Source organism: Pseudomonas sp. Pseusp9 (assembly GCF_059491265.1).
On record NZ_CP168500.1, the window covers coordinates 405,953 to 418,688 of the forward strand.

Consider the following 12,736-nt stretch of genomic DNA (forward strand, 5'->3'; position numbering starts at 1 on the left):
TCAGGATAATTAGACAGACAAGCAGTTTGCCCGAGAGTTGGATCGCTGTCAGGCGATTGGGCCGCGCGGGTAGCGCTTGAGCTTTTCGATCAGCTCGTTGCCCGGGATCGGACGGTCGAACAGGTAGCCCTGGCCGACGTCGCAGCGGTGACGGCGCAGGAACGCCAACTGCTCGGCAGTTTCGATGCCTTCAGCCACGACCTTGAGTTTCAGGTTGTGGGCCATGGCGATCACCGCGGAGGTGATTTCCATGTCGTCCTGGTTGTCCGGGATTTCGTGGATGAAGCTTCGATCGATCTTGATGATGTCGATGGGGAATTTTTTCAAGTAACTGAGTGATGAGTAACCGGTGCCGAAATCGTCCATGGCCAGGGTCAGGCCCAGGCGCTTGAGCTGGTCGAGCTGCAAGTGGGTGTCTTCGGTGGCTTCCAGCAGCAGGCCTTCGGTCAGCTCCAGCTCCAGCAAATTGGCGGGCAGGGCTTCTTCCTTGAGGATGTTGGCGATGGAGGCCACCAGGTCCGGATCGGAGAACTGCTTGGGCGACAGGTTGATCGCCACCTGCAGGTTGCCCAGGCCGGCGGCGCTCAGCGCCTTGCTCATGCGGCAGGCCTGGCGGGCGATCCATTTGCCGATCGGAATGATCAGCCCGGTTTCTTCGGCGACGCTGATGAACTGATCCGGGCGGATCATGCCCTTTTCCGGATGATCCCAGCGCAGCAGTGCTTCCATCCCCAGCAGGCGCCCGCTGCGCAGGCACAGCTTGGGCTGGTAGAACACGTCGAGTTCGTTCTGGGTCAGGGCGCGGCGCAGGTTGTTTTCGACGAACAGCTTGTAGCTGGCCTCGGCGTTCAGCGCTTCGGTGAACACTTGCACCTGGTGTTTGCCATTGGCCTTGGCCTTGTGCAGCGCCAGCCCGGCGTTGCGCATCAGGGTTTGCGGGTCGCGTCCGTGTAGCGGCGCGCACGCCAGGCCCACGGAGCCTGTGACGCTGATCAACTGGTTGTCGACGAACATCGGTTTGTCGAGGGTCGCCAGCAATTGGTTGGCCACTTGCTGGCCCATCGTGAGGTCGCTGTTGTCCAGCAACACGGCGAATTCGTTACTGGCGAATCGCGCCAGGCTACCGCTGGGGATCAAGCTGTTGCGCAGGCGTCGGGCCAGGCTGATCAGCAGTTTGTCGCCGGTCTGGTGGCCGAGGCTGTCATTGATCCGCTTGAAGTTGTCGATGTCCACCAGCAGCAGGCTGATCGGTGCATCGCTGTCCCGGGCGAAGCGTTCGTCGAGATTGCGGATGAACGCCGGGCGGTTGCCGAGATTGGTCAGGTTGTCGGTGTAGGCCAGGCGCTCGATGCGTTGCTGGGCCAGTTTGGTCTGGGTGATGTCTTCGTAAATGCCGATGTAGTGGGTCAGCTCACGGTTGTCGCCGTACACCTTGGAAATCGACAACTGGCCCCAGTAGGGCTCGAGGTTTTTGCGCCGGCTCTTGAATTCTCCCTGCCAACTGTTGCTCTTGGCCAGTGCCGAAGGCGCATCGAACAGCAGTTCGCTGAGGTTCTCCAGGGCCGGCAGTTCCGCCAGGCGCTGACCGTGCACTTCTTCGGTGGAGTACTGGGTGATCGCGGTGAAGCTCGGGTTGACGTATTCCACCACGCCATCGCAGTTGACCAGCAAAAAGGCGTTGGCACTCTGTTCGACCGCACGCTGAAACAGGTGCAGGGCGCTGGTGGCGGTTCGCCGGTTGTGGTTGCTGATGACCTGGGCAAACTGGTCCGCCAGTTCGCCGGCAAAAGCGATTTCGTCCGACTGCCAGGCACGGGTCGCACCGGTTTGCTCCAGGCACAAGACGCCGACCACCTGGCCATCGACACGGATACTGGCGTCGAGCATCGCGTTGACGTCGCGCGGGCGCAGGCTTTCGGCCATCTCCCGGGTGCGCGGGTCGCGCATGGCGTTATGGGCATCGATGGCGCGACCGGTGTGCAAGGCGTCGAGGTAATCGGGGAAAACGCTGGCGTCGATCGGCTGCGCCAGCAGGTATTCCTGTTGCGTGCGGTGATAGGCCGAGATCGGCACCAGCATCGAGCCTTCGAGGTGCCACAGGCTGGCGCAGTCGATTTGGTAAATGTCGCAGGCGCTGCGGGTGATCAGCTCGGCGGCTTCGCGCAAGGAGTCGTTGCTGCTGTAGCGTTGACGGGTGAGCAGCAGGATCAGGTCCTGCTGGGCGCGCACGCGGTCCAGATGCAGCAGTTGTTCCTGCTGGGCACGCTGATTGAGTTCCAGGGCGATTTGCAGGCGCGAGTTCTGGGTTTCCAGATCCAGGGCCGGTTGCAGCGGGTCATCCTCGAACAGGCCGTCAATGACCAGCAGGTAGCCGCGCAACAGGTGGCGATTGTGTTGTTTGTAGGCTTCGCCCAGTTCCAGCAGATTCAGGGAGCCCGAGGCGGTGTGCAGGGTGTAGCGGATCAGGTAATGCGTGCTATCGGTCAGCTGTTGCTGGATCGCGTCGTGCAGTTGATAGCGCGCTTCCGGCTCCATCAGGCTGGCGTAGGGCGAGCCCACCAGCGCGCACAGCTCCACGGCTGGCAGGCCGAACTGACGTTCGCAATTGGGATCGAGAAACAGCAGCGCCCAGCTGGGTTCATTAAGCCGTTCGAAACGCAGCATGCCGAGCCGCGAGGGCACAGGCAACTGCGTCACTACCTCGGCCACCATACGGCTGGCGGCATCGGGTTGGCTTTTCATATGGAGGGAAACTCGCTTCGAATATGCTGAACGCGCTGGGCTCTCGCCCTCTTTACTGTTGCCTGCGGCAAGGTTGCATCATTGCGACACTGACTGACAAGAGAGATGAAGGCCAAGTGCTATAAGAATGTGTCGGCAGGCACGAAGATTTCTGCAGTCAAGGGCAAAAAGTAATGCTATTGACCGAAAGAAAGCACTCTAACGCAAGTTGATACGTGTTGATTGCAACAGGTTGCCTTCGCGATCGTGGTATCGCACCTGAATCTGATCTGTTTCGACGATCAGGTGCGCGAAGTTGTCCTGACTGATCACGTTACCGACCAGTTCATGTCGATAATCACCTGCTGCTGTCCGTGCCAGCGGTTTATCCAGGATGAAGGTGGAAGCCTTGGCATAGGGCAGCCATTTGCTGTTGCACAGCGGTGACGAGACGATGGTGTGGACTTCGAAGTCCGCGTCTTTGCTGTGGCTCAGGCAACTGGTCAGCGAACCGTGGACATCACCGGAAACGAAGATGACATTTTTGATGCCATGAGTGCGGATGATTTCCAGCAACCTCAGCCGTTGTTCGGGAAAGGCTTTCCAGGCGTCATCGCCCAGGCGCTGGCGGTCGGGGTAGAACATGACACTGGTCACCACGAATTTGACCCGGGCCGGACTGTGGATCAGCCAGTTGCACAAGGCCTGTTCCTGCTCGGTATCGAGGATGCGGCGCTCGCCTGCCAGCGTGCGCCGGGTGCGACTGTCGGTGACAAACCATTCGATATCACCGTTGGTGAATTGATACCAATAGCGTTTCAGAGGGTGGCTGATTGTTCCAGCGCTATTGAGTTCATGAGCCGGGCTGTGGCTGGCTTGATACAACTGATAAGCCCTCATGGCGTTCTTGAATAAATGCTCATCGGCTGTGGTTTTATTGGCTGGCCAATTATCTTCGATCTCATGATCGTCAAGAATCATATAAGTCGGCACGCCAGCCATTAACTTTCCAATATGGGGTTGGGAGAACGCCGCGCGGTACTTGCTGAGTATTTCGTTGTACTCCCGGTCTGGGGCAATGAAGTTCAAGTCGTCGACATAAACCTGGTCGCCGGTCATCAACATCGCGCTGATCGGTGGCCCGGCGTGCTGTGCCAAACGGTTGATCGAGGCAAAAATCCGGTCGCCCATATGTGGGGCCGATGGCACGCCGTCGGTCATGCGCAGATAGCGGCATGAGCCGACGATATAGGCCCGCGGTGTTGTGGTCTTGTCGGACTGGGTACGCAGGCGATGGATCTCCGGAGGCCATTGCAAAGGCAATTGCTCAAAGGTCTCTTCGGTATGCGCCGGGTTCATGGAGGTGAACCAGCCAGCCTGGTATTCATACTCGGTATCGGCCGCCAGGTTTTGAAGAACAATGACGTCCGAGAAGTCGCGTGAGTCTGCAAGTTGTGTGAACAGGCCGTTGTTCCAGTGCAGGTGTCCTGAGTGGCGATAACGAATGCCGGCGAAAACCGAGGTGTCTTTATACGGTTTGCCGCGTAAGAAAATACGGGTCTGATTAGTTGTTGTGTGGCCAATAATCGGGCCGACAGTAGGCTTGAACATATTCGAGTCCATTCGGTTTTTTGGCTATCGATCAATGATGTGTCAGTTGCGACTGAGCTTGGCAGTCGTATCACTGAGGCTAATTATTTGACCCCAAAAAATATCGAGCTGAAATGGACTGGAGTTGTGGGCTGTATCAGCCACAAATGTAGGAAGGGCTGCTCTTGAAGTGAAAGCTTCGGATAAAAACGCAGGCAAAAAAAGCCCCGCCAAATTGGCGGGGTTGAGGTACGAGCGTGGCTCGGAAACGTGGAACACGAGCGGCCCTCCAGTGAAGGAGGGCCGCTCGGTATTACAGGAGCATGGTGCGGATGTCGCCCAGCAGGTCGCTCAGGCGCTTGGTGAAGCGTGCAGCAGCGGCGCCATTGATCACGCGGTGATCGTAGGACAGCGACAGTGGCAGCATCAGTTTCGGCTGGAAGGCTTTGCCGTCCCAGACTGGCTGGATGGTTGCCTTGGAGACACCGAGGATCGCCACTTCCGGCGCGTTGACGATCGGCGTGAAGCCGGTGCCGCCAATGTGGCCGAGGCTGGAAATGGTGAAGCAGGCGCCTTGCATCTCGTCCGACGAAAGCTTCTTGGTCCGGGCTTTTTCAGCCAGGGAAGCCGCTTCGGCCGCCAGTTGCAGCAGGCTCTTCTGGTCGACGTTCTTGATGACCGGTACCAGCAGGCCTTCCGGGGTGTCGACGGCGAAGCCGATGTTCACGTATTTCTTGCGGATGATCGCTTTGCCGCTTGGTGCCAGCGAGCTGTTGAAGTCCGGCAGTTCCTTGAGCAGGTGCGCGCAGGACTTGAGCAGCAACGGCAGGACGGTCAGCTTGACGCCGGCCTTCTCTGCAACGGCTTTCTGGGCAACGCGGAACGCTTCGAGTTCGGTGATATCCGCCGAGTCGAATTGCGTCACGTGCGGCACGTTCAGCCAGCTGCGGTGCAGGTTGGCGGCGCCGACCTGCATCAGGCGGGTCATCGGCACTTCTTCGATTTCACCGAAGCGGCTGAAGTCCACGACCGGAATCGGCGGGATGCCCGCGCCACCGGTCGCACCAGCGGCAGCGGCTGGCGCTTCCTTGGCCTTCTGCATCATGGCCTTGACGTAAACCTGCACGTCTTCCTTCAGGATGCGACCGTGCGGACCGCTGGCGCCAACGGCGCTCAGCTCGACGCCGAATTCGCGGGCCAGTTGACGCACGGCAGGGCCGGCGTGAACTTTGGCGCCTGGCTTGGCGGGAGCAGCAACCGGAGCGGCAACCGGAGCAGCGGCAGCCGGAGCAGCAGCGGCTGGCGCCGGAGCGCTTGGAGCAGCAGCGGCAGGTGCGGTCGCCGCAACAGGTGCAGCAGGTGCCGCGCCTTTGACTTTCAGCTTGAGGATCAGGTCGCCGGTACCGACTTCGTCATCGAGCTTGATGGAAACGCTTTCCACCACGCCAGCGGCTGGCGACGGGATTTCCATGCTCGCCTTGTCGGATTCCAGGGTGATCAGCGACTGGTCGGCAACAACGGTGTCGCCGGCCTTGACCAGGACTTCGATGATCTTGGCCTTGCCCGCCGAACCGATGTCCGGAACGTGGATGTCCTGAACGCTGTCAGCCACTGGAGTAGCCGGAGCAGCCGCAGGTGCAGCGGCGGCGGCTGGAGCGGCTGCCTGGGCTGGAGCCGCAGCTGGCGCAGCAGCGCCCGCCACTTCCAGATCCAGGATCAGGTCGCCGGTGCCGACTTCGTCGTTGAGCTTGACGCTGATGGCCTTGACCACGCCAGCGGCTGGCGACGGGATTTCCATGCTGGCCTTGTCGGACTCCAGGGTGATCAGCGACTGATCAGCCGCGACGGTGTCGCCGACCTTGACCTGGATCTCGATGATCTGGGCCTTGCCCGACGAGCCGATGTCCGGCACGTGTACTTGCTGAACCGAAGCGGCAGCCGGTGCCGCAGCAGGAGCAGCGACAGGAGCGGCAGCCGGTTTGGCTTCAGCCTTGGCCGCCGGCGCAGCGGCAGCAGGAGCCGCAGCTGCGGCACCTTCGACTTCCAGCTCCAGCAGTTCGTCGCCTTCTTTCAGGCGATCGCCCAGCTTCACTTTCAGGCTCTTGATGATACCGGCCTTCGGCGCGGGTACTTCCATGCTCGCCTTGTCCGATTCCAGTGTCAGGATGCTCTGGTCGGCTTCGATACGGTCGCCGACCTTCACAAACAGTTCAATTACTTCACCTTCACCGCTGCCGATGTCAGGTACGCGAATGAGTTCGCTCACAGAATCTCTCCTCAGCAGTCCAGTGGGTTGCGTTTTTCCGGGTTGATACCGAACTTGACGATGGCCTCGGCCACCACCTTGGGTTCGATGTCACCACGGTCAGCCAGTGCTTCCAGGGCTGCCAACACCACGAAATGACGGTCAACTTCGAAGAAATGACGCAGTTTCTTGCGGCTGTCGCTGCGGCCGAAACCGTCGGTGCCCAGGACTTTGAATTCCTTGGACGGTACCCACTGACGGATCTGCTCGGCGAACAGTTTCATGTAGTCGGTAGACGCGATGACCGGACCTTTACGGCCGTTCAGGCACTCTTCGACGTAGCTCAGCTTAGGCTTCTGACCCGGGTGCAGACGGTTGCTGCGCTCAACGGCCAGGCCATCGCGACGCAGTTCGTTGAAGCTGGTAACGCTCCACACGTCGGCGCCGACGTTGAACTCTTCGCGCAGGATCTTCGCTGCTTCACGGACTTCACGCAGGATGGTGCCGGAGCCCATCAGCTGAACGTGGTGCGCCGCTTCGCGGGTGTCTTCTTCGAGCAGGTACATGCCCTTCTTGATGCCTTCTTCGGCACCGGCCGGCATGGCTGGCTGCTGGTACGACTCGTTCATCACGGTGATGTAGTAGAAGACGTCCTGTTGCTCTTCGGTCATCTTCTTCATGCCGTCCTGGATGATCACCGCCAGCTCGTAGCCGTAGGTTGGATCGTAGGTGCGGCAGTTCGGGATGGTGGCAGCCAGCAGGTGGCTGTGACCGTCTTCGTGTTGCAGGCCTTCACCGTTCAGGGTGGTACGGCCGGCGGTGCCGCCGATCAGGAAACCACGGGTGCGGCTGTCGCCAGCAGCCCAGGCCAGGTCGCCGATACGCTGGAAGCCGAACATCGAGTAGAAGATGTAGAACGGCAGCATCGGCTGGTTGTGGCTGGAGTACGAAGTACCGGCAGCGATGAAGGAGCTCATGGCGCCCGCTTCGTTGATGCCTTCTTCGAGGATCTGGCCCTTCTGGTCTTCCTTGTAGAACATCACCTGGTCTTTATCGACTGGCTCGTAGAGCTGGCCGACCGACGAGTAGATGCCCAACTGACGGAACATGCCTTCCATACCAAAGGTACGGGCTTCGTCCGGGATGATCGGTACGATGCGCGGGCCGATTTCCTTGTCCTTGACCAGTTGCGCGAGGATCCGCACGAAAGCCATGGTGGTGGAGATTTCACGGTCGCCCGAGCCGTCGAGGATCGCCTTGAGGGTGTCCAGCGGCGGGGTCGGAATGTTGAAGCTTTGAGCGCGACGCTGTGGTACGAAACCGCCCAGCGCATTGCGGCGCTCGGCCAGGTAACGGGCTTCGGCGCTGCCTGCTTCCGGCTTGAAGAACGGCAGGTTCTCCAGCTCTTCGTCCTTGACCGGGATGTCGAAACGATCGCGGAACAACTTCAGGCTGTCGACATCGACTTTCTTGGTGTTGTGCGCAGTGTTTTTCGCTTCGCCGGCACCGGTGCCATAACCCTTGATGGTCTTGGCCAGGATGACGGTCGGTTGTTCTTTGTGGTTGACCGCTTCGTGGTATGCCGCGTAGACCTTGTACGGGTCGTGGCCGCCACGGTTGAGTTTCCAGATCTCGTCGTCGGACAGGTCGGCAACCATCGCCTTGAGTTCAGGCGTGTTGAAGAAGTGTTCACGGACGAACGCGCCGTCTTTGGCTTTGTAGTTCTGGTACTCGCCGTCGATGACTTCGTCCATGCGGCGTTGCAGGATGCCGTCGACGTCCTTGGCCAGCAGTGGGTCCCAGAAACGGCCCCAGATGACTTTGGTCACGTTCCACTGAGCACCGCGGAACACGCCTTCGAGTTCCTGGATGATCTTGCCGTTGCCGCGAACCGGGCCGTCGAGGCGCTGCAGGTTGCAGTTGATGACGAAGATCAGGTTGTCCAGCTTCTCGCGGCCGGCCAGGGAGATGGCGCCCAGGGATTCCGGCTCGTCGCACTCGCCGTCGCCCAGGAAGCACCAGACTTTCTGTTTGCCTGGCTGGATGAAGCCACGGTGTTCCAGGTACTTCATGAAGCGTGCCTGGTAGATCGCCTGGATCGGGCCCAGACCCATGGATACGGTCGGGAACTGCCAGAAGTCAGGCATCAGCCAAGGGTGCGGGTAGGACGACAGGCCCTGACCGTCGACTTCCTGGCGGAAGTTGTTCATCTGGTCTTCGGTGATGCGGCCTTCCATGAATGCGCGGGCGTAAACGCCTGGCGAGGTGTGGCCCTGGAAGTAGATCAGGTCGCCGCCGTGTTCGTCGGTCGGGGCCTGGAAGAAGTAGTTGAAGCCGATGTCATACAGGGTCGCACTGGAAGCGAAGCTGGAGATGTGACCACCCAGGTCAGAATCTTTCAGGTTCGTACGCATTACCATGGCCATCGCGTTCCAGCGTACCAGCGAGCGAATGCGGCGTTCCATGAACAGGTCGCCAGGCATGCGTGCTTCGTGGGTAACGGGGATCGTGTTGCGGTAAGGCGTGGTGATGGCGTAAGGCAACTGCGAACCGCTGCGGGTCGCGAGCTCACCCATACGGGTCATCAGATAGTGAGCACGGTCTTCGCCTTCTTTGTCGAGAACCGATTCCAGGGCGTCCAGCCATTCCTGGGTTTCGACGGGATCGAGGTCTTGCATGGCTTGCTCCAGGGCGGAAAGGCTACCAGAATCGGTTGCCTGAGTTAGCGACTGGCCTTGTGGGCAGACGTTATGAATTCTTGGATTGCCGACAGGTTGTTCCGGCGGCGTGTAGTTTTACTACAAATCTTCCGGCATTTCAGCCCGTCTAATGTATATACGAGTAGTAAAACTACAGATGAGCGGCTTGTGGCCCCCGGCTGCGTTGTGAGAATAATCGTTAAGGTTGGTCTTTTTCCAACTAAAAAAGGTAAAAGCTTGATGCTGGCTGCCAAAATAAAAGAAATTTCAGCTATTTCTAACTTTTGTTCGACAGTCCCTCAGGTAGTGGGTTTTCGAAAACCACTACATGCAGTCCGTTGTACGCCGATCAAGGATAGACCATGAGCCTCCCTTCGTTTGCCGAACTGCCCGCCATTCTCCTGCCGTTTGTCACCCGTGCCGAGCTGTCTTTCCGGGCTGCCGTCGCCGCCCTGGACGATGATCACGGGCTGCCTGCCTGGACGCCGGAGCGCTGGGCGCAATTTGCCCGCGTCACCGCCGCCAGCGATTTCGTGATTGAACAGTGTGTTCGTGACCCTTTGATGTTGCTGCAGCTGGTGCAGTCCGGCGAACTGGACCGCAGCTTCGCTCCCGGTGAGTTGTGCGCGCAGATTGCCGCCGCCGTGAGTGTGGCCGAGACCGAAGATCAGCTTGGCCGCGCCTTGCGCCGTCAACGTGCACGCCATCAGGTGCGGATCATCTGGCGCGACCTGACCCGCCAGGCCGATTTGGTCCAGACCTGTCGTGACCTCTCGGAGATGGCCGATGCCAGTATCGATCAGGCCTATCAATGGTTGTACGTGCGGCATTGCCAGCAGTTCGGCGTGCCGACCGGCCGGCGCAGCGGCGAGCCGCAGCAGATGGTCATTCTCGGCATGGGCAAGCTCGGTGCGGTGGAGCTGAACCTGTCGTCGGACATCGATCTGATCTTTGCCTACCCCGAAGGCGGTGAAACCGTCGGCGTGAAGCGCCCGCTGGATAACCAGGAATTCTTCATTCGTCTGGGCCAGCGACTGATCAAGGCCCTGGACCCGATGACCGTCGACGGCTTTGTATTCCGCGTCGATATGCGCTTGCGTCCCTACGGTTCGTCAGGTGCGCTGGTGCTGAGCTTCAATGCGCTGGAGCAGTATTATCAGGATCAGGGTCGCGACTGGGAACGCTACGCCATGATCAAGTCGCGAGTGGTGGCCGGCGACCAGGTGGCCGGCGCGCATCTGCAAGACATGCTGCGGCCGTTCGTCTACCGGCGTTACCTGGACTTTTCGGCTATCGAAGCGCTGCGCACCATGAAGCAGCTGATCCAGCAGGAAGTGCGGCGCAAGGGCATGGCCGACAACATCAAACTGGGTTCCGGTGGTATCCGTGAGGTGGAGTTCATCGCCCAGGCGTTCCAGCTGATTCACGGCGGCCGCGATTTGAGCTTGCAGCAGCGCCCACTGTTAAAGGTGCTCAGCACACTGGAAGGCCAGGGTTACCTGCCGCCGGCCGTGATCAGCGAGCTGCGTGAAGGTTACGAATTCCTGCGTTACACCGAACACGCGATTCAGGCGATTGCCGATCGCCAGACGCAAATGTTGCCCGATGGCGAGCAGGATCAGGCGCGTATTGCCTTTATGTTGGGTTTCGCCAACTGGACGGCTTTCCACGAACAACTGATGTATTGGCGCGGGCGAGTGGCCTGGCACTTCGGGCAGGTGATCGCCGATCCCGACGAAGAGCAGGGCGCCGAAAGCGAAGTGGTGGTCGGCGGTGAATGGTTGCCGCTGTGGGAAGAGGCTCAGGACGATGAGGCCGCTTGCCGTCAACTGGAGGAGGGTGGTTTCAAGGATGCCCCCAAAGCCTTGAAAGCCCTGGCCGGCTTGCGCAGCAGCCCGCAATTGAGGGCGATGCAGCGTCTGGGGCGCGAACGTCTCGATGCTTTTATTCCGCGTTTGCTGGCACAGGCCGTGGAACACGACAATCCGGACCTGGTACTGGAACGGGTGCTGCCGCTGGTTGAAGCCGTGGCCCGTCGTTCCGCGTACCTGGTGCTGCTGACCGAGAACCCCGGCGCGCTGCGGCGGTTGCTGACGCTGTGCGCGGCGAGCCCGTGGATCGCCGAGCAAATCACCCGTTTCCCGTTGCTGCTCGACGAATTGCTCAACGAAGGCCGGCTGTTCAAGCCGCCGCTGGCGCCAGAGCTGGCGGCCGAGTTGCGCGAGCGCCTGACACGGATTCCCGAGGACGACCTCGAACAGCAAATGGAAGCCCTGCGCCACTTCAAGCTGGCGCACCGCTTGCGGGTGGCCGCTTCGGAAATCGCCGGCAGCCTGCCGCTGATGAAAGTCAGCGATTACCTGACCTGGCTCGCCGAAGCGATCCTGGAGCAAGTGCTGGCACTGGCCTGGCGCCAGACCGTGGCCAAGTACGGCACACCGCTGCGCACCGATGGCACCTTGTGCGATCCCGGCTTCATCATTGTCGGTTATGGGAAAGTCGGCGGGCTGGAGCTCGGGCATGGTTCGGACCTGGACCTGGTGTTCATCCACGACGGCGATCCCCAGGCTGAAACCGATGGGCCGAAACCCATCGATGGCGCGCAATTTTTCACCCGTCTGGGGCAGCGGATCATTCACTTGCTGACGGCGCAGACCAACTCCGGGCAATTGTATGAAGTGGACATGCGTCTGCGGCCGTCCGGTGCGTCGGGGTTGTTGGTGAGTTCCCTGGGAGCGTTCGCCCGTTATCAGGAAAACGAAGCCTGGACCTGGGAACACCAGGCGCTGGTGCGGGCGCGAGTGCTGGTGGGAAGTCAGGATGTCGGCCAGGCATTCGAGAAGGTCCGTGCCGCGATTTTGGGCAAGCCACGTGATTTGCCGACCCTGCGCCAGGAGGTCAGCGAGATGCGCACCAAGATGCGCGATAACCTCGGCAGCAAGAGCACGGCGGCCGGCACCGGGGCGAATGCCTTCGAAGCCACGGCGCCGTTCGATATCAAGCAGGACGCCGGAGGTATCGTCGATATTGAATTTATGGTGCAATACGCGGCCCTGGCGTGGTCAGAAACACACCCGCCATTGCTGCGCTGGACGGATAATATCCGCATTCTGGAAGAGCTGGAGCATGAAGGGCTGATGCCCGCCGAAGATGCCGGCCTGTTGCGTGAAGTGTATAAAGCGTACCGTTCCGCGGCCCACCGGCAGGCTCTGCAGAAGAACCCGGGGGTGATACCGGCTGACCAGTTCGCGGACGAACGGCGGCAGGTCATGCGGATCTGGCGTGAGCTGGGTCTACGCTGAAACGGGATATTTGATACGCCAATATTCCCTGTAGGAGCGAGCCTGCTCGCGATGGTCGTTAACGATAACGCGGCTAGTCTGATACCCCGCGGCGCTCTCAGGTTTATCACGAGCAGGCTCGCTCCTACAGTTGTCTTGCGTTGTTCTGTAGAATTTTCGAGGCGGGGAGGCGTAGGCCT

5 protein-coding genes are annotated in these 12,736 nt (G+C 60.1%); 1 reads left to right on the forward strand and 4 read right to left on the reverse strand.

Annotation, left to right across the window (positions count from 1 at the left end; translation table 11 throughout):
• Window positions 1-48 precede the first annotated feature (48 nt).
• From ACEN8E_RS01750 to aceE, 4 genes are all read right to left on the reverse strand, one after another.
• Window positions 49-2,742, reverse strand: coding sequence for a putative bifunctional diguanylate cyclase/phosphodiesterase (locus tag ACEN8E_RS01750; RefSeq protein ID WP_495591189.1), 2,694 nt, complete (start codon window positions 2,740-2,742; stop codon window positions 49-51).
• Window positions 2,743-2,940: 198 nt separating this feature from the next.
• Window positions 2,941-4,332 (reverse strand): alkaline phosphatase D family protein, encoded by a 1,392-nt coding sequence (locus ACEN8E_RS01755; protein WP_495591190.1) that lies wholly within the window; start codon window positions 4,330-4,332, stop codon window positions 2,941-2,943.
• Between the two features lie 292 nt (window positions 4,333-4,624).
• Window positions 4,625-6,577 (reverse strand): dihydrolipoyllysine-residue acetyltransferase, encoded by a 1,953-nt coding sequence (aceF, locus tag ACEN8E_RS01760; protein WP_495591191.1) that lies wholly within the window; start codon window positions 6,575-6,577, stop codon window positions 4,625-4,627.
• An 11-nt stretch (window positions 6,578-6,588) separates the two neighbouring features.
• Complete coding sequence (gene aceE / locus ACEN8E_RS01765) at window positions 6,589-9,234, reverse strand: pyruvate dehydrogenase (acetyl-transferring), homodimeric type (RefSeq protein ID WP_495591192.1); 2,646 nt, start codon at window positions 9,232-9,234, stop codon at window positions 6,589-6,591.
• A 383-nt stretch (window positions 9,235-9,617) separates the two neighbouring features.
• On the opposite strand from aceE, the gene glnE reads away from it, so the two are divergent.
• A complete protein-coding gene (gene glnE / locus ACEN8E_RS01770; RefSeq protein WP_495591193.1) occupies window positions 9,618-12,557 on the forward strand; it encodes a bifunctional [glutamate--ammonia ligase]-adenylyl-L-tyrosine phosphorylase/[glutamate--ammonia-ligase] adenylyltransferase in 2,940 nt (979 codons plus the stop codon).
• Window positions 12,558-12,736: the final 179 nt, after the last annotated feature.

Excerpts from the sequence above, each read along its gene's own strand:
- aceE (WP_495591192.1), bottom strand. The coding sequence starts at position 9,234 with ATGCAAGACCTCGATCCCGTCGAAACCCAGGAATGGCTGGACGCCCTG.
- ACEN8E_RS01750 (WP_495591189.1), bottom strand. The coding sequence starts at position 2,742 with ATGAAAAGCCAACCCGATGCCGCCAGCCGTATGGTGGCCGAGGTAGTG.
- glnE (WP_495591193.1), top strand. The coding sequence starts at position 9,618 with ATGAGCCTCCCTTCGTTTGCCGAACTGCCCGCCATTCTCCTGCCGTTT.
- ACEN8E_RS01755 (WP_495591190.1), bottom strand. The coding sequence starts at position 4,332 with ATGTTCAAGCCTACTGTCGGCCCGATTATTGGCCACACAACAACTAAT.